Raw genomic sequence first — 17,160 nt, 5'->3', positions numbered from 1 at the left:
GTGGACTATACCGTCCAGTTCAGGATTGTGGAATCGCATCGGCGTCGCCGCGTGTGTCTTCCGGTAACACGCTTTGCCGATCCTGTCTGCAGTGCTGAAACGGGTGCCACGACCATACCGGTACGAACTGAATAGGCGTCTAAACCGCAGCAAACCCGAATCTGCTTATTCCGTCCTGCAGCAAGGCCTTTTCGCGCGGTAGGGCTACAATTTCATTTTCCCAACTGAGCAAGCGCATCGCTCTGCCATGAAACCGCAAAAAACCGCAGCCAAGACCGTGAAAAACAAGACCAAACCAGCAGAGTCGGAGGTCGCAGTGACCGCTGGTTTCTCCCTGGAGCCGGTGTACACGGCCTTGCGCAAGCGCTACCCCGCGGCCGCACAGGCCGAAGCAGTGGCCTTCGCCACTGACTTCTACAAGCGCATGGAGTCGGACGAGTTCCCGCACCACAGCGCTGAAGAGTGGGCCGCTCTCGCGGCTGAGACGCTGGAATTCGCCCGTGCCCGCAAGGCCGGCAAGGCCAACGTCCGCGTGTTCAATCCGACCACGAAGGCCAATGGTTGGGAATCGCCGCACACGGTGCTGCAGATCGTCAACGACGACATGCCGTTCCTTGTCGATACCGTCACCATGTCGCTGGCCGAACAGGGCGTGGGCGTCCACGTGCTGGGCCACCCGGTGCTGCGCTTCACCCGCGACAAGGCCGGCAAGCTGGTCAAGGTCGGCGAGGGTGATGCCGAATCGGTGATGCTGCTGGAGATCGACCGCCAGCCGGCCGAAGCCATGGCCGCCATCGAGCAGGCCATCAACAAGGCGCTGGATGAAGTGCGAGCGATCGTGCGCGACTGGCAGCCGATGAAGGACAAGGCGCTGGCGCTGGCCGACGACCTGGGCAAGCGCCAGCTGCCGGTCGACGATGCCTCGCGCAAGGAAGCACAGGAATTCCTGCGCTGGGCCGCCGACAACCACTTCACCTTCTTCGGCTACCGCGAATACCGCGTCGAGAAGCAGGGCAAGGAAGAGGTGCTGGCACCGCTGAACGACACCGGCCTGGGCCTGATGCGCGGCAAGGACAAGTCCGCCGCCCGTCCGGTCAAGACGCTGGCCGCGCAGGGCCTGAACGCCACCTCCGGGCTGAAGGACGCGCTGATCCTGACCAAGACCAATGCCCGTTCGCGCGTGCACCGCGCCGGTTACATGGACTACATCGGCGTGCTGGAATTCGACGCCAAGGGCAAGATCATCGGCGAGCAGCGCTTCCTCGGCCTGTTCACCTCCAGCGCCTACAACCGTCGCCCGTGGGAGATCCCGCTGGTGCGCCAGCGCCACGAGCACGTGATGAAGCAGTCGGGCCTGGCCCCGGCCAGCCACAGTGGCAAGGCGCTGCGCCACATCCTGGAAACCCTGCCGCGCGAAGAGCTGTTCCAGTCCAGCGAGGACGAACTTTTCCGCACTGCGATGGGCGTGCTGGGCCTGCAGGAGCGCGTGCGCAGCCGCCTGTTCCTGCGCCGTGACAAGTACAGCCGTTTCATTTCCGCACTGGTCTACCTGCCGCGCGAGCGCTTCAACACCGACGTGCGCCTGCGCATCGAAGCGATGCTGAAGGACGCGCTGCACGGCGAGTACGTCGACAGTTCGGTGGTGCTGGGCGAATCGCCGCTGGCCCAGGTGCACCTGATCGTGCGTCCGAAGCCGGGTGAAATGCTCGACGTCGATACCGCCGAACTGGAGCAGAAGCTGGCCCAGGTGCTGCGCAACTGGCAGGACGACCTGCGCGAAGCGCTGGTGACCCGCCACGGCGAAACCGAAGGCCTGCGCATCGCCGCCCGCATCGGCAAGGCGCTGCCGGCCGGCTACATCGAAGACAACAGCACCGCCGTTGCCGCCAACGATGTCAGCCAGCTCGACGCCCTGACCGGCCCGGACGACCTGCGCCTGAGCCTGCAGGCGGTACCGCGCGAAAGCGGCGATGGCCTGCGCCTGAAGCTGTACCGCCAGCTGGACGACATCCCGCTGTCGGACGCGCTGCCGATGATGGAAAACATGGGCCTGCGCGTGATCGCCGAGCGTCCGTACCGCCTGTCGGTCGACAACGCCCCGGTGTACGTGCAGGACTTCGAGGTCGAATCGACCGCCGGCGCGATCGATGCCGCCAGCGTCGATGAAGCCTTCGGCGAGACGTTCGCCCGCGTCTGGCACGGCGATGCCGAGAACGACGGCTTCAACCGCCTGGTGCTGGCTGCCGGCCTGCACTGGCGCCAGGTCGCCATGCTGCGTGGCTACTGCAAGTACCTGCTGCAGACCGGCGTGCCGTTCTCGCAGGCGTATGTGGAAGGCACCTTTGCCCGCTACCCGCTGCTGGCCCGCTTGCTGGTCGAGCTGTTCGAAGCCCGCTTCGATCCGGCCACCGGCCACGAGAGCAAGGACGACATCGCCGCCGGCCAGGTGCAGCTGAAGGCCCACCTCGATGTGCTGGCCGCCGGCGACGACGCCACCCTGAAGGTACTCAAGACCGTGGTCGACGCCCGCAAGGGTGACCGCGAGGCGCAGATGCAGGCCGCGCGCGATGCGCTGCTGAAGCTGATGGACCGTGTGTCCAGCCTGGACGAAGACCGCATCCTGCGTTCGTTCATGGGCGTGATCGACGCGACCCTGCGCACCAGCTACTACCAGACCGATGCCAACGGCCAGCACGGCCACGTGATCAGCTTCAAGTTCGATTCGGCGCTGGTGCCGGACCTGCCGAAGCCGCGCCCGTACCGCGAAATCTTCGTCTACGGCCCGCGCGTGGAAGGTACCCACCTGCGCTTCGGCGCGGTCGCCCGTGGTGGCCTGCGCTGGTCGGACCGTCGCGAAGACTTCCGTACCGAAGTGCTGGGCCTGGTCAAGGCGCAGATGGTCAAGAACACCGTCATCGTGCCGGTCGGCGCGAAGGGCGGCTTCTTCGCCAAGACCCCGCCGGTCAATGGTGACCGCGACGCGGTCTTCGCCAATGGCGTGGCCTGCTACAAGCTGTTCATCCAGGGCCTGCTGGACATCACCGACAACATCGTCAACAACAAGATCGTGCCGCCGGTGGATGTCGTGCGCCACGACATGGACGATCCGTACCTGGTGGTGGCCGCCGACAAGGGCACCGCGACCTTCTCCGACATCGCCAACGGCCTGGCCATCGCGCACGGCTTCTGGATGGGCGATGCATTCGCCTCCGGTGGTTCGGTGGGTTACGACCACAAGGGCATGGGCATCACCGCTCGCGGTGCGTGGGAGTCGGTCAAGCGCCACTTCCGTGCGCTGGGCCGTGACAGCCAGACCCAGGACTTCACCGCGGTCGGCGTCGGCGACATGTCCGGCGACGTGTTCGGCAACGGCATGCTGTTGTCGCGCCACATCCGCCTGGTTGCAGCCTTCGACCACCGCCACATCTTCCTGGACCCGAACCCGGATGCGGCCACCACGTTCGTCGAGCGTGAGCGCCTGTTCACCGTGCCGCGTTCGAGCTGGGCGGACTACGATGCCAAGCTGATCAGCAAGGGTGGCGGCATCTATCCGCGCAGCCTGAAGTCGATCGAGATCACCCCGCAGGTGCGTGAAGCGCTGGGCCTGGACGAGAACGTCAAGGCGCTGTCGCCGAACGATCTGATGAGCGCGATCCTGAAGGCACCGGTCGACCTGCTGTGGAACGGCGGAATCGGCACCTACGTCAAGGCCGCCAGCGAGCAGCACAGCGATGTCGGCGACCGCGCCAACAACGCCCTGCGCGTGAACGGTGGCGAGCTGCGCTGCAAGGTGGTGGGCGAGGGCGGCAATCTGGGCATGACCCAGCTGGGCCGCATCGAAGCCGCCCAGGCCGGCGTGCTGCTCAACACCGACTTCATCGACAACTCGGCCGGTGTCGACACCTCCGACCACGAAGTCAACATCAAGATCCTGCTCAACGATGTGGTGCGGGCCAAGAAGCTGACCGTCGAGCAGCGCAACAAGCTGCTGGCCTCGATGACCGACGAAGTCGCCGAGCTGGTGCTCAACGACAACTACCGCCAGAACCAGGCGCTGAGCCTGATGGAGCGGATGGCGGTCAAGCGCCTGGGTTCCAAGCAGCACTTCATCCGCACCCTTGAACAGCAGGGCCTGCTCGATCGCCAGATCGAGTTCCTGCCGTCCGATGCCGAGCTGTCGCAGCGCAAGGCACGCGGCCAGGGCCTGACCCGTCCGGAACTGTCGGTGCTGCTGTCCTATTCCAAGCTGGTGGCATTCGCCCAGCTGCTGGATTCGGACATCCCGGAAGATCCGTACCTGTCCAAGGAACTGCAGCGCTACTTCCCGACCCCGCTGCAGAAGAAGTATGCCGACGCGATGGAGCGTCACCGCCTGAAGCGTGAAATCATCGCCACGGCCGTGACCAACCAGACCATCAACCGCATGGGCGCGACCTTCCTGATGCGCATGCAGGAAGACACCGGCCGTTCCATCGCCGAGGTCGCCAAGGCCTACACCATCAGCCGCGAGACGCTGGATGCCCGCGCGCTGTGGGCGCAGATCGATGCCCTCGACGGCAAGGTGCCGGAGTCGGTGCAGATCGATGCACTGGAAGTGATCTGGAAGCTGCAGCGTTCGTTCGTGCGCTGGCTGCTGTCGCGCCCGGGCGCGATGCCGGGCATCACCGAAGCGGTCAACCGCTACCAGGGTCCGTTCAACGACATCCGCGTCGCTTCGGGCGTGCTGCCGGATTCGCAGCGTCCGACCTACGAAGCCCTGGTGGCCGAGTGGAAGGAAAAGGGCCTGCCGTCCGCGCTGGCGCAGCAGCTGGCCGAACTGCACTTCCTGGAGCCGGCGTTCGACATCATCGAACTGGCGCGTACCCGCAAGCTGAAGCCGGTGGACGTGTCCAAGGTCCACTTCCGCCTGGGCGACGCCCTGCAGCTGCCGTGGCTGTTCGAGCAGGTTGATGCGCTGGAGGTCAACGGCCGTTGGCATGCGGTGGCACGTGGCGTGCTGCGCGACGAGCTGGCGGCCAATCACCGCAACCTGGCCGGCCAGGTGCTGGGCACCAAGGGCAGCAGCGCTGAAGCCAAGGTCGCAGCCTGGATGGGCCGTGACGACAACAGCCTGCGCTTCACCCTGGCGATGCTGGCCGAACTGGCCGAGCAGAAGACCCTGGACTACCCGACCGTCTCGGTCGCGGTGCAGCGCCTGGGCCAGCTGGCCGCGCATGGTGCGTAAGCGCATTCGCGCTGACGCCCCACGGTTTGCTCTGCAAACCGTGGGCCCCATGCCAACCATGCTCCCAGACCCCCGCGCCGTTGGCGCGCCCCCGTGACTCAGGGGGGCTCCTGATCTGCAGCAGTTGGAGGAACGGCCCCGCGAAAGCGGGGCCGTTCTGTTTCTGCCTGTTTTTCTGCGATCACTGACCCGACGCCGGCCGGCAATCTGTCAGGTGGATGACCGGCCCGTCCGCCGGGACCGTGAGCGCCATGGATGGCGCGACCGAGCCTCCATGGATGGGTTTACGGCGTGTCCCGGCGGACGGGCCGGTCATCCGCCCAGCGGGGTCCAACCCCCGGCGCTCGGTTATGCTCTCCCTCATGCCTCCCCCGGATCCACCGATGAGCGACTCCCCCCGCATCGCTTTCCTGGCCAGCACCACCGAACCGGCGCAGATGGCCCGCGCGGCGATGGTCTCGCGCTATGGCGACTACGCGCCCGAGCAGGCCGACGTGCTGTGCCCGCTGGGCGGTGATGGCTTCATGCTGCAGACCCTGCACCGGCACGGGCACCTGAGCAAGCCGGTGTTCGGCATGAAGCTGGGCACGGTGGGCTTCCTGATGAACCAGTACCGCGGCGACGATGACGTGCATGCGCGCATTGCCCGCGCCGAGCCGGCCAACCTGCGCCCGCTGGAAATGGTGGCGCTGACCGAGTCGGGTACCAGCACCGGTTCGCTGGCCTACAACGACGTGTCGCTGCTGCGCCAGACCCGGCAGGCTGCGCATATCGGCATCGATCTGAACGGCCAGGAACGCGTGGCCGAGCTGATCGGCGACGGCGTGCTGGTGGCCACCCCGGCCGGCAGCACCGCCTACAACTATTCCGCGCACGGCCCGGTGCTGCCGCTGGGCTCGCACACCATCGCGCTGACGCCGCTGGCTCCGTACCGACCGCGACGCTGGCGCGGGGCGATCCTCAAGGCCGATACCGAAGTGCGCTTCCGTGTGCTCGATCCCTACAAGCGCCCGGTCAGCGTGACCGCCGATTCGCACGAGACCCGCGACGTGGTCGAAGTGACCATCCGTGAGTCGAAGGACCGCCGCGTGACCCTGCTGTTCGACCCGGAGCACAACCTGGAAGACCGGATCCTGAGCGAACAGTTCGTTTTTTGAGGACAATGGGCGGCCGGCCGTGCCGACCGCTTGAAGGACCCCACCGATGGGCGACAACTCCCCCCGTTTGCTGACCGTCGCGGTGACCTCGCGCGCCCTGTTCGACCTCGAGGAAAGCCATGCGCTGTTCGAGAGCGATGGCGTGGCGGCCTACGCCGAATTCCAGCGCCAGCATGAGGACGACATCCTCGGCCCCGGCGTGGCCTTCCCGGTGGTGCGCAAGCTGCTGGCGCTGAACCAGGGCGCCAGCCCGGAAAATCCGCGCGTCGAGGTGATCCTGCTGTCGCGCAATTCGGCCGATACCGGCCTGCGCATCTTCAATTCGATCCAGCATTACGGTCTGGGCATCATCCGCGCGACGTTCACCGCCGGCGAGCCGACCTGGCCCTACGTGAAGCCGTTCGGCACCGACCTGTTCCTGTCGGCCAACCCGGAATCGGTGCGCAGCGCATTGCGCCATGGCATCGCGGCGGCGACCATCCTGCCGAAGCCGCCCGGCGAGACTGCCGCTGCGGCGGCCGACCAGATCGACACCGGTCGACCGGCCGGGCAGCTGCGCATCGCCTTCGACGGCGACGCGGTGATCTTCGGTGACGAGAGTGAGCGCATCTCGCGCGAACAGGGCGTGGAGGCGTTTGGCCGGCACGAACGCGAACGCGCCCGCGAACCGCTCAGTGGCGGCCCGTTCCGCGGCTTCCTGTCGGCGCTGCATACGCTGCAGGAGGTGTTCCCGGCGGGAGAGAGTGCGCCGATCCGCACCGCGCTGGTCACGGCGCGCTCGGCACCGGCCCACGAGCGGGTGATCCGCACCCTGCGTGAGTGGGGCGTGCGCCTGGACGAGGCGCTGTTCCTCGGCGGCCGCCACAAGGGCCCGTTCCTGCAGGCGTTCGGCGCCGATATCTTCTTCGACGATTCACAGCACAACATCGACAGTGCGCGCGAGCATGTGGCTGCCGGTCATGTGCCGCACGGTGTGGCCAACGAGGGGTAGGGTCAGGTAGTTGCCAACCAGGGTTGGCAACCACCGGGGCACTGCGCTTTGGTAGATGCCCACCTTGGTGGGCATGGATCCAGGACGGCGCCAACCAAGGTTGGCACCTACCAGGCCCAATGCGCCCACCAAGGTGGGCACCTACCCAAAGCAGCGCCATCGAAGGGGCATGACCCGTCACGGGCTGCCTGACATCCCCAGCTGCAGGTCCACCACCTTCCAGCGCAGGCCCTGCGGCTCCAGCACCACCTTCAGTGGCGGTTGGCCAGGGCCGCGGTCGACGTCGATCACGAAGCGGTCCAGTGCTTCGAAGTGATGCTCGGCATTCTTCAGCGGCCGTGCCGGCTCGGTCGGACCGAAGGCATCGCCGCCCTGCAGTTCATTGCGGCCGCGCTTCCACAGCACGTGGCCCTGCAGCATCGCGCCGATCCCGGTCGGGGTCACCATGGTGTCCACCGCGGCGCCGCCGAGCTGGTCACCCAGGCCGTAGAGCAGGGCGCCGAACGGGCTGGCCGCCACATCCGGGCCGGCCTGGCGCACCAGGTAGTCGTTGAGCTGCGCGCGCAGGCTGCTGCGCACGCGTGGGAAATCGACGTAGCGCTCCAGCCGCTCGGTGTCGCGCTGCTCGATGGCCCTGGACAGGCCATGCACGGTCACGTACGGGCCGCCGAACCACCACGCGGACAGCGCGAGAACCACCGGGACCAGCACTGCGATGAGCTTCTTCATGCCGCCCAGACTGCCGCAAGTGAGGCGGCCAGTGGTGAATGGCGGGTGATGTGGCTCAGAACTCCAGGTCCAGCGCGGCGCACAGGTAGTCGACGAACGGGCCGAGTGCCGCCAGATCCTTGCCCAGCGTGGACAGCAGGCGCGGGCCGGTCATGGTGGCGTCGTCCAGCGAGCGCCACATCACCCAGTTGCGGTGCTTGAGGTCGTCGATGAACTCGAAATCAGCCGGGAAACCGCGCGGCGGCCGCACCAGCTTCTCGCTTTCCTCGAAGTCGAAGCGCCTGCGCAGCGCGAGCGCATGCGCGGCGGCCTTCCAGCTGCCCGGGTTGTCGAGGATGAAGTGGCGCACGCGACGCTGGGTTTCAGGCTCCGGATGCCACAGGCCGGCGCCGACGAAGCTTTCGCCCGGCTGCAGGTGCACGTAGAACGAGGGCGCGGCCACTTCGCGGCGACGCTCATGGAACAGCCGCGCACCCTGCCAGGTCTTGTAGGGCGATTTGTCGTTGGAAAAACGCGCGTCGCGATGGATGCGGAACAGCGAGCCACCGACGCCGCGGGTATCGGCGCGGAAATGGTCGCTGACCTCGGCCAACGCCGGCTGCAGGTCGCCGAGCAGGCGCAGGAACGGCTGCCGCACGTGGTCTTCGTACTGCTGGCGGTGGTCGTTGAACCATGCCTTTTCGTTATGCCGCGCCAGGCTGCGCAGGAACCTGAAGCTGGCGTCCGAGAAATAGGTACTCACAACGTCTCCTGCAGATGCTGGCCCCAGTCGCGCAGCGATTGCAGCAGGGCCTGGCGCCGCGCATCGTCGGGTGCATCGGCGGCCAGTGCATCAAGCTGCTGCTGGTACTGGGGCAGGTTGAGTTCACCCAGGCCGCCGTCTCCGAGCAGGCGCTGGCGGCGGTAATCCTGCCAGCGCTGGCGTTCAGCCGGTGCGAGGCTGCCGGGATGGTTGCGCGCACGGTAGCGGAACAGCAGCTCGGGCAGGCGCGGGTCGCGGAAGCGGCCTTCCAGCTCGGCCAGCTGTTCCGGTGCGGTGGTGCGCGCCAGGGCAAGCAATGGCTTGTCGCCGTTGCCGAGGAAGCCGTCGTACAGCGAGGCGTCGACGTCGGCCACGGTGGCGGCGCGGGGCTGGTTGTAGACCTGGCGTGCCTTTTCGGCCAGCTGCGCGGCGAAAGGACGCAGCCGTTCGACCTTGGCCTCGATGGCCGCCACGTCCAGGCCCAGGCGTTCATGGTCGTCGGCGCGCAGGTGGTTCCAGGCGATCAGTGCCGGCACCTTGTTCAGGTGCACCTCCTTCAGCGGCACCCGCGCCACGCCTTCGGGCAGCTCGCTGGCACGCATGTACAGGCGCTGCGCGATCACTTCGGCCGGCAGTTCCAGCAGGTCGTCGATATCGCCGTCGAGGTCGAATACGATCACCCGGTTGTTGATGGTCGGGTGCACCGCCAGCGGCAGCACCGGCGCCGCGCACAGGCGGCTGGCCGGGTAGCGCATGGAGATGTGCAGTACGGGCTTCAACGCGGCGATGTCCAGCAGGCCACCGACGAAACGCTTGTCGCGCAGCTTCAGCGCGTACTCCCACAGGCGCGGCTGCGACTGCTTGAACAGGCGCGCCATGCCGATGGTGGCGCGCACGTCGGACAGTGCCTCGTGTGCATCGCCTTCGCGCACGTTGTTGGCTTCGGCCAGATGTTCGAGCTTGAACGAGGTGGCGCCGTCTTCGCGCAGCGGCCACTGGATGCCGTCCGGGCGCATGGCGCGCATCAGCCGCAGCATGTCCAGCAGGTCCCAGCGCGAATTGCCGTTGCGCCACTCGCGTTCGTACGGGTCATGGAAATTGCGGAACAGGCCGTAGCGGATGAACTCGTCGTCGAAGCGCAGCGTGTTGTAGCCCAGTGCGCAGGTGCCGGGGCGTGACAGCTGTTCGTTGATGCGGTCGAAAGCCTCGGCCTCGCTGATGCCTTCTGCCATGGCCTGCTGCGGCGTGATGCCGGTGACCAGCGTCGCCATCGGTGAGGGCAACAGGTCGTCGGCTGGGCGCACGAAGAAGCTGACCGGCGTTTCAATCTCGTTGAGGTCAGCGTCGGTGCGGATCGCCGCGTACTGCGAGATGCGCGTGCGGCGCGGATCCTGGCCGAAGGTTTCCAGGTCGTAGAACAGGAAGCTGTCGGCCATCAGTGCGCGCCCTCCAGGACCGGCAACTGCGCGTGTATCCGTGTTTCCAGCGCGGCCCAGTCGATGTTGTCCAATGAATCGTGGCCGGCGGTGGCGGCCACCAGCATGTCGCGCTGCAACTCGGTGCGGCGCAGCGCTTCGGCGTAGGGCGTGTGCAGGAAGGTGACCATCGTGTAATGCGGCACGAAGCGGGTCGGCCAGCGCCGCTGCAGTTCCTGCTCCAGTTCGCGCTGCAGCAGGAAGGCCGGGTCGGCCACGCGGTCACGCATTTCCAGGTAGTTTTCCAGCGCCATCTGCTGGATGGCGCGCGCGTTCGGCTTGCGCTCGGCCTCGAACGCGGCGAACGCGCCTTGCAGATCATCCGCTTCCATCAGGTGGCGGGCCAGCGCCACGCAGTCCTCGAACGCGCAGTTCATGCCCTGGCCGTGGAATGGCACCATCGCATGCGCGGCGTCGCCGATCAGCACGGCGCGGCCGCCCTGGTGCCAACGGTCCAGGGTGAGCGTACCGAGCAGGCCGGGTGGATGCTGTTCCCAGTCCGCGCGCAGGTTCGGGATCAACGGCAGGGTGTCGGCGAACTCGCGCGCGAACAGCGCCTCTGCCTGCGCGCCGGTGTTGACGGTGGCAAAGCTGGGATCGCCCTGGTTCGGCAGGAACAGGGTGACGGTGAAGGTGCCTTCGTGGTTGGGCAGGGCGATGCACATGTAGTGGCCACGTGGCCAGATGTGCAGTGCATTGCGCTCGATGCGGAAGCTGCCGTCGGCGGCCGGCGGGATCTCCAGCTCCTTGTAGGAATGGTCGAGGAAGGCGATGTCCTCGCCCAGCGGCGCGCGCCGGTTCATCGCTGCGCGCAGGGCCGATCCGGCGCCGTCGGCACCGATCAGGGTGTCGAAGCGGATGTCGTGCGGGCTGTCGTCGCGGTCATCGATGAAACGCGCGTAGCCTGCGTCGAAATCGACGGTGTGCAGGCGGCGATGGAAGTGCACGGTCGCGCCAGCCTGTTCGGCCAGTTCCAGCAGCGTGGTGTTCAGGTCGCTGCGATGGATCGACCAGATCACCTCGCTGTCGTCGCGGCCGTAGCGCTGCAGCTGCGGTTCGCCCTCGCGCGGATGCACCATGCGCCCGCGCATCATCACCGCGCGCGCCATCACCTCGTCTTCCACGCCCGCCTGGCGCAGCGCGTTGCGCCCGCGCTCGGCCAACGCCAGGTTGATCGAACGGCCGCTTTCATAGTCGGCCACGCGCGGATCGCCGCGGCGCTCGTACAGGGTGATGCGCCAGCCCTGGCGTGACAGCAGGATGGCCAGCAGAGAACCGGCGAGGCCGGCACCGATGATGCTCAACGAGCGGGAGGCATGTGCGATCAACGAACTGTCCAGCAGTAGGGAAGGGGCGGGCTCAGAGGCCAGCCCAGGCTTCCACTTCCTCGACGAAATGGTGCACGTCCAGGTAGCGGTTGTAGAGCGGGGTGGGCGAAATCCGGATCACGTCCGGTTCGCGCCAGTCGCCGAGCACGCCGATGCCGCGCAGGTGCTCGAACAGGGCGCGGCCGCGCTCGCGGCCACCGATCACGCGCAGCGACAACTGGCAGCCACGGCGTTGCGGTTCGGCCGGGGTGATGATGTCCAGAACGCTCGACAGGCGCGCGCGCACCAGCGCTTCGAGCATGCCGGTCAGCGCCACCGATTTGCTGCGCAGGGCGTCCATGCCGGCGCGCTCGAACAGGTCCAGCGACGCACGCAGCGGTGCCAGGCCGAGGATCGGCGGATTGCTCAGCTGCCAGCCCTCGGCACCCGTGGCCGGGATGAACTGCGGCGCCATCTGGAAGCGGGTGGCTTCCTCATGGCCCCACCAGCCAGCGAAGCGTGGCAGTGTGCTGTCGCGATGGTGCCGCTCATGCACGAACGCGCCGGCCACTGCGCCCGGTCCGCTGTTGAGGTACTTGTAGTGGCACCACACGGCGAAATCGGGTGCGACGTCATGCAGGCGCAGCGGCAGGTTGCCGACCGAGTGCGCAAGATCGAAGCCGATCCGCGCACCCTGCAGGCGCGTGGCGCGGGTGATCGCATCGAGGTCGAAGGCCTGGCCGGTGCGGTACTGCACGCCGGGCCACAGCACCAGCGCCAGGCGTGGGCCATGCTCGGTGATGGCACGCTCGATCGCCGTGAGCGAGATCGTGCCATTGGCTTCATCCGGCTGCACTTCCACCAGGCACTCGGCGGGGTCGAAGCCATGGAAGCGGATCTGCGCTTCCACGGCGTGGCGATCGGTGGGGAACGCGCCGGCTTCCATCAGGATCACCGGGCGCTGCGTGGTCGGCCGGTAGAAGCTGACCATCATCAGGTGCAGGTTCACGCTCAGGGTGTTCATCGCCACCACTTCGCTGGGCAGCGCACCGACCACGCGGGCCAGTTGTGCGCTCACCAGGCGGTGGTAGGACAGCCACTGCGTCGGGCCGGTGAAGTGGCCTTCCACGGCCAGCTCGCCCCACTGCTTCATCACTTCCTGCACGGCTGCCTGCGCGCCGCGCGGCTGCAGGCCCAGCGAGTTGCCGACAAAGTAGGTCTGCTCGCCGCCACCATGGCGCGGAATCAGGAATTCGTTGCGCAGCGGACGCAGCGGATCGGCGGCGTCCAGGGCAATGGCGTGGGTGCGGCTGAGCAGGTCGGACATGGTCGGGCAACAGGCTGCAACGGGACGGCCAGTGTACCGCCTGGGGCGGCGTAGCCGGTGGCAGGGAGACGTGCATGTCGCCCAACCTGTAGAGCCGGGCCTACGCTCGGCTCGCGCCCCTCCAGCCGAGCGTAGGCTCGGCTCTACAACGGCGGATGGTCAACCAGCGGCCGCCGGTGCCGGCAGCGGGTCCACATGCCCGCAGGCGCTGCAGGTGCGCAGCTCCAGGCTGGCGTGGTAGCGCGCGAAGACCTTGGGCAGGTCGGTTTCGATGTTCTGCAGCGGGAAATACTCTTCGTGCAGCTTGTGGTTGCAGCGCTCGCAGTGCCAGATCACGCCGTCCATCTCATGCGGCAGGCGCTTGCGCTCGACCACCAGGCCGATCCCGCCGGGCGGCCGCCGCGGCGAATGCGGTACTTTCCCCGGCAACAGGAAGATCTCGCCGGCGCGGATCGGGATGTCACGCACCGCGCCATCCTCCTGCACCTTCAGCACCATCTCGCCTTCAAGCTGGTAGAACCACTCCGGGCCTTCGTCGTAGTGGTAATCGGTGCGCGAGTTCGGCCCGCCGACCACCATCACGATGAAATCGCCGTTGTCGATCATCTTGTTGCCCACCGGCGGCTTCAGCAGGTGGCGGTGTTCTTCAATCCAGGCGTGCAGGTTGATCGGCGAAGCGAGCATGATCGGTTTCCCTTGGAGGTCAGTCGCGCTTGCCCTTGCGCGGCACGTAGGACAGCGCCTTTTCGTAGGCGGGCTGCAGCTCTTCCGGCGCGCCGACGTCGATGCCCATTTCGCGCACACGGCCGTCCTTCAGGCTGTAGACCCAGCCGTGCACCATCAGCTTCTGGCCACGGGCCCAGGCATCCTGCACGATGGTCGAGCGGCACAGGTTGGCGACCTGCTCGATCACGTTCAGCTCGCACAGGCGGGCATGCTTGAGTTCGTCGGTCTCGATGGCGTCGATGATCGCGGTGTGCTTCTGCATCACGTCACCGACGTGGCGCAGCCAGTTGTCGGCCAGGCCGACGCGGGTGTTGTGCAGGCAGGCGTGCACGCCACCGCAGCCGTAATGGCCGACAATCAGGATGTGCTTCACCTTCAGCTGGTCCACCGCGTACTGCACCACGCTCAGGCAGTTCAGGTCGGTGTGCGCGACCACGTTGGCGACATTGCGGTGCACGAATACTTCACCAGGTGCCATGCCGATGATCTGGTTGGCCGGCACGCGCGAATCGGAACAGCCGATCCACAGGTACTCGGGGTGCTGCTGCTTGGCCAGCTGGTGGAAGAATTCCGGATCTTCCTTCTCGATGCGGTCGGCCCAGTCGCGGTTGTTCTGCAGCAGTTTATGGATGTCAATCATGTACGGGTCCCTGGCGTCGGGTGAGGGCTCGCCGCAACCCTCTGGCTGCGTCGTCGCGGGAAGCGGTTGCGTTCAGTCGCTGCGGGCGGCCTGTTCGCGGTGCCAGCGCATCCACTGCGCCAGTTCCTGGGAAGGTGGGGTGGCCAGCGCGTCCAGTGCGGCAATCACCGCCTGCTGGTTGGCCTCCGGATGGTTCTGGCTGAGTTTCAGCTTCAGCTGCACGTGTTCAACCTGGAAGCGGAAGCCGATGATGGCGCGCAGCTCCGGGCCATGTTCGGTGCGCGCGGCATCGAACTGCCAGGCCTGGCCGACGCTGGCTTCGAAGCGGTCGCTGATCGCGCCGACCAGCTCGGCCAGTGCAGCGGTATCGTCGAAGGTATGCAGCTGGCCGCGCAGTTCTGCCGCAGCGTAGTTCCAGGTGGGCACCCGCGCGGCGGGCTCCTTGTCCGGGTACCAGCTGGCCGAGACGTAGCCATGTGGGCCATCGACCAGCACCTTGGCCGCGCCACCGTGGCGCGACTGCGGGTTGGCACGGGCCCAGTGCCCGCGCAGCTCGATACGCTCGCCATCACGCCGGTACAGCACCGGCATCCGGGTCAGCTCCGGCAGGCCGTCGCTGCCCAGGGTGAGCAGGGTCACGAACGGGTCGCGCGCCAGCAGGCGGTCCAGCCAGAGCAGGTCGGTCTCGGCGAAGGCGCGCGGGGTGAACATGCGCGGGTCAGGCGCGCCCGCCCAGCGACTGGATCATGCGTCCCCGCAGGCCTTCATCGCTGTCGGCGTGCGGCGGCTGCACTTCATGCAGGCTGAAGCCACGCGCCAGTGCGTCTTCCTCGTCCAGACCGTCGTACTCGACGAACTCGGCATCGAACAGCTGCGAACGGGCGGTGTCTTCGCTGTCATAGCTCAGCGTGTTGCCATCGCTGTCGAGCACTTCGGCGGTGCCGGCCGGGCGCACGCGCAGGCGTGCCCAGATCAGGGTGTTGCCAAGGCTGGCCAGCCACCAGCTGTCGCGCGAGGCGGTGATGTCATTCATGGATGTGTTACCAGAGCGAGGCCAGCCAGAGCAGGGCGGCCATGCCCAGTCCGGCCAGCAGGGTCAGCAGCGATACCCAGGCCGGGGTCGCCAGCCCGGACAACGAGCGGTCCGGTTGCTGGCGATAGTCGCGGCGCAGCAGCCAGGCCAGGGCATCGGGCTTGAGGAAGGCGCCACTGCCGAAGCGCTCGGCGAGCGCCGGATGGCGATCGCGCACGTGCACCAGGGTCAGTGGCCAGAAGATCACGAAGGCACTGAACCCGGCCACTGCAACGCCGACGAAACAGAGGGCGAAGAACAGGGTCATGGGGGCAGTACCTCCGTGGTCGTGTGAAGTGGCTTAGAAGTCCGCGCTGCCCGGGGCGCGCGGGTAGGGGATCGCATCGCGGATGTTGGACAGGCCGCAGACGTACACCACCAGGCGCTCGAAGCCGAGGCCGAAGCCGGCATGCGGCACCGAGCCATAGCGACGGAAATCGCGGTACCAGCTGTAGTGTTCGCGGTCCAGGCCGAACTGGGCCATGCGCGCGTCCAGCACGTCCAGGCGCTCTTCGCGCTGGCTGCCGCCGATGATCTCGCCGATGCCCGGGGCCAGCACGTCCATCGCGGCAACGGTCCTGCCGTCGTCGTTCAGGCGCATGTAGAAGGCCTTGATGTGCTCCGGATAGTTGGTCACCACCACCGGGCGGCCGACATGTTCCTCGGTCAGCCAGCGCTCGTGCTCGGTCTGCAGGTCCAGGCCCCATTCGACCGGGAAGTCGAACTTCTTGCCGGACTTCTGCAGCAGGCTGACCGCATCGGTGTAGTCGATGCGCTCGAACGGTGCGTTGATGAAGTCTTCCAGCTTGGTGATCGCGTTCTTGTCCACGCGCTCGGCGATGAAGGCCAGGTCGTCGCTGCGCTCGTTCAGCACGGCGCGGAACAGGTACTTCAGGAACTCTTCGGCCAGGCGTGCATCTTCGGCCAGGTCGGCGAAGGCGATTTCCGGCTCGATCATCCAGAACTCCGCCAGGTGGCGGGTGGTGTGGCTGTTCTCGGCGCGGAAGGTCGGGCCGAAGGTGTAGACCTTGCTCAGTGCCAGGCAGTAAGCCTCGACGTTCAGCTGGCCGGACACGGTCAGGAAGGTTTCCTTGCCGAAGAAGTCGCGGCTGAAATCGATCGCACCCTTCTCGTCGCGCGGCAGGTTCACCATGTCCAGGGTGGACACGCGGAACATCTGGCCGGCGCCTTCGGCGTCGGAGGTGGTGATGATCGGTGTGCTGATCCAGTTGAAGCCGTTCTCGTGGAAGAAGCGGTGCACGGCCTGGGCCAGGCAGTTGCGGATGCGGGTGACCGCGCCGAACAGGTTGGTGCGCGGGCGCAGGTGCGCCACTTCACGCAGGAACTCCGGCGACATCGGCTTGGGCTGGATCGGGTAGGTGAGCGGGTCTTCGACCCAGCCGACCACCTCCAGCGCGCTGGCCTGGATCTCGAACGACTGGCCCTTGCCCTGCGACTTCACCAGGGTGCCGGTGGCGATGACCGAGCAGCCGCTGGTCAGGCGCTTGATCTCGTCGAAGTTGGCCAGGGTGTCGTTGGCCACGACCTGGATCGGGGCGAAGCAGGAGCCGTCGCTTACATTCACGAAGGCCAGATTCGCTGAACCGCGCACCGTGCGCACCCATCCGCGTACCGTGACTTCGCCGCCTTCCGGGATCTTCCCGGCAAGCGCATGTTCAACGCTGACCACCGTCATGACTTGAATCCTCTGCTGATCGACTCGATCTGTGAACACGGGAGTTTACCGGTTGCAGTGTTCCGCTTGCGAGG

Annotated in this window: 14 protein-coding genes; 3 read left to right on the top strand and 11 right to left on the bottom strand. The window is 66.8% G+C overall.

Translation table 11 applies throughout. From position 1 onward, the window contains the following. The first annotated feature begins 247 nt into the window (after nucleotides 1–247). The 3 genes from VN11_RS14260 (at nucleotide 248) to VN11_RS14250 (ending at nucleotide 7,372) form a co-directional block, all read left to right on the top strand. Nucleotides 248–5,224 carry an NAD-glutamate dehydrogenase gene (locus tag VN11_RS14260; RefSeq protein ID WP_053450233.1) on the top strand — a complete coding sequence of 1,659 codons (4,977 nt, stop codon included), beginning with the start codon at nucleotides 248–250 and terminating at the stop codon, nucleotides 5,222–5,224. A 383-nt stretch (nucleotides 5,225–5,607) separates the two neighbouring features. Continuing rightward, entirely contained in the window at nucleotides 5,608–6,381 is a 774-nt protein-coding gene (locus VN11_RS14255; protein ID WP_053450232.1) for an NAD kinase, read from the top strand. A 46-nt stretch (nucleotides 6,382–6,427) separates the two neighbouring features. Further along, on the top strand, nucleotides 6,428–7,372 hold the full coding sequence (locus VN11_RS14250; protein WP_005410242.1) for a 5'-nucleotidase: 945 nt from the start codon (nucleotides 6,428–6,430) through the stop codon (nucleotides 7,370–7,372). A gap of 177 nt (nucleotides 7,373–7,549) precedes the next feature. On the opposite strand, the gene VN11_RS14245 is transcribed toward VN11_RS14250, so the two are convergent. The 11 genes from VN11_RS14245 to asnS form a co-directional block, all read right to left on the bottom strand. Further along, on the bottom strand, nucleotides 7,550–8,101 hold the full coding sequence (locus VN11_RS14245) for a DUF2939 domain-containing protein (protein WP_053450231.1): 552 nt from the start codon (nucleotides 8,099–8,101) through the stop codon (nucleotides 7,550–7,552). A 55-nt stretch (nucleotides 8,102–8,156) separates the two neighbouring features. Then, nucleotides 8,157–8,843, bottom strand: coding sequence for a DUF2461 domain-containing protein (locus VN11_RS14240; protein ID WP_053450230.1), 687 nt, complete (start codon nucleotides 8,841–8,843; stop codon nucleotides 8,157–8,159). Further along, nucleotides 8,840–10,279: an exodeoxyribonuclease I gene (gene sbcB, locus VN11_RS14235; protein WP_053450229.1), complete on the bottom strand. Its 1,440-nt coding sequence runs from the start codon at nucleotides 10,277–10,279 to the stop codon at nucleotides 8,840–8,842. Before sbcB ends, VN11_RS14240 begins: the two co-directional genes overlap by 4 nt. Further along, on the bottom strand, nucleotides 10,279–11,646 hold the full coding sequence (locus VN11_RS14230; protein ID WP_053450228.1) for an FAD-dependent oxidoreductase: 1,368 nt from the start codon (nucleotides 11,644–11,646) through the stop codon (nucleotides 10,279–10,281). Before VN11_RS14230 ends, sbcB begins: the two co-directional genes overlap by 1 nt. A gap of 31 nt (nucleotides 11,647–11,677) precedes the next feature. Then, a complete protein-coding gene (kynU, locus tag VN11_RS14225; RefSeq protein ID WP_053450227.1) occupies nucleotides 11,678–12,952 on the bottom strand; it encodes a kynureninase in 1,275 nt (424 codons plus the stop codon). 159 nt (nucleotides 12,953–13,111) lie between these two features. Beyond that, complete coding sequence (locus VN11_RS14220) at nucleotides 13,112–13,636, bottom strand: 3-hydroxyanthranilate 3,4-dioxygenase (RefSeq protein WP_053450226.1); 525 nt, start codon at nucleotides 13,634–13,636, stop codon at nucleotides 13,112–13,114. 19 nt (nucleotides 13,637–13,655) lie between these two features. Continuing rightward, entirely contained in the window at nucleotides 13,656–14,318 is a 663-nt protein-coding gene (can, locus tag VN11_RS14215; RefSeq protein ID WP_053450225.1) for a carbonate dehydratase, read from the bottom strand. 72 nt (nucleotides 14,319–14,390) lie between these two features. Continuing rightward, complete coding sequence (locus VN11_RS14210; protein WP_053450224.1) at nucleotides 14,391–15,029, bottom strand: FMN-binding negative transcriptional regulator; 639 nt, start codon at nucleotides 15,027–15,029, stop codon at nucleotides 14,391–14,393. Nucleotides 15,030–15,036: 7 nt separating this feature from the next. Further along, nucleotides 15,037–15,351, bottom strand: coding sequence for a hypothetical protein (locus VN11_RS14205; protein ID WP_053450223.1), 315 nt, complete (start codon nucleotides 15,349–15,351; stop codon nucleotides 15,037–15,039). Nucleotides 15,352–15,358: 7 nt separating this feature from the next. Next, nucleotides 15,359–15,658, bottom strand: a complete 300-nt coding sequence (locus VN11_RS14200) for a hypothetical protein (protein WP_005417403.1) — start codon at nucleotides 15,656–15,658, stop codon at nucleotides 15,359–15,361. Nucleotides 15,659–15,691: 33 nt separating this feature from the next. Next, nucleotides 15,692–17,086, bottom strand: a complete 1,395-nt coding sequence (gene asnS, locus VN11_RS14195; RefSeq protein WP_053450222.1) for an asparagine--tRNA ligase — start codon at nucleotides 17,084–17,086, stop codon at nucleotides 15,692–15,694. Between the last annotated feature and the right edge of the window lie 74 nt (nucleotides 17,087–17,160).

This window comes from Stenotrophomonas maltophilia (assembly GCF_001274595.1).
Taxonomy (GTDB): domain Bacteria; phylum Pseudomonadota; class Gammaproteobacteria; order Xanthomonadales; family Xanthomonadaceae; genus Stenotrophomonas; species Stenotrophomonas forensis.
The sequence above is the reverse complement of the archived record's forward strand: the minus strand, read 5'-3'. Positions and strand labels throughout refer to the sequence as shown.

Bases quoted from the DNA above. Each gene is read 5' to 3' on its own strand.
- VN11_RS14255 (WP_053450232.1), top strand. From the start codon at position 5,608: ATGAGCGACTCCCCCCGCATCGCTTTCCTGGCCAGCACCACCGAACCG.
- can (WP_053450225.1), bottom strand. From the start codon at position 14,318: ATGATTGACATCCATAAACTGCTGCAGAACAACCGCGACTGGGCCGAC.
- VN11_RS14260 (WP_053450233.1), top strand. From the start codon at position 248: ATGAAACCGCAAAAAACCGCAGCCAAGACCGTGAAAAACAAGACCAAA.
- VN11_RS14245 (WP_053450231.1), bottom strand. From the start codon at position 8,101: ATGAAGAAGCTCATCGCAGTGCTGGTCCCGGTGGTTCTCGCGCTGTCC.
- sbcB (WP_053450229.1), bottom strand. From the start codon at position 10,279: ATGGCCGACAGCTTCCTGTTCTACGACCTGGAAACCTTCGGCCAGGAT.
- VN11_RS14210 (WP_053450224.1), bottom strand. From the start codon at position 15,029: ATGTTCACCCCGCGCGCCTTCGCCGAGACCGACCTGCTCTGGCTGGAC.
- VN11_RS14220 (WP_053450226.1), bottom strand. From the start codon at position 13,636: ATGCTCGCTTCGCCGATCAACCTGCACGCCTGGATTGAAGAACACCGC.
- kynU (WP_053450227.1), bottom strand. From the start codon at position 12,952: ATGTCCGACCTGCTCAGCCGCACCCACGCCATTGCCCTGGACGCCGCC.
- VN11_RS14250 (WP_005410242.1), top strand. From the start codon at position 6,428: ATGGGCGACAACTCCCCCCGTTTGCTGACCGTCGCGGTGACCTCGCGC.
- VN11_RS14200 (WP_005417403.1), bottom strand. From the start codon at position 15,658: ATGACCCTGTTCTTCGCCCTCTGTTTCGTCGGCGTTGCAGTGGCCGGG.
- VN11_RS14205 (WP_053450223.1), bottom strand. From the start codon at position 15,351: ATGAATGACATCACCGCCTCGCGCGACAGCTGGTGGCTGGCCAGCCTT.
- asnS (WP_053450222.1), bottom strand. From the start codon at position 17,086: ATGACGGTGGTCAGCGTTGAACATGCGCTTGCCGGGAAGATCCCGGAA.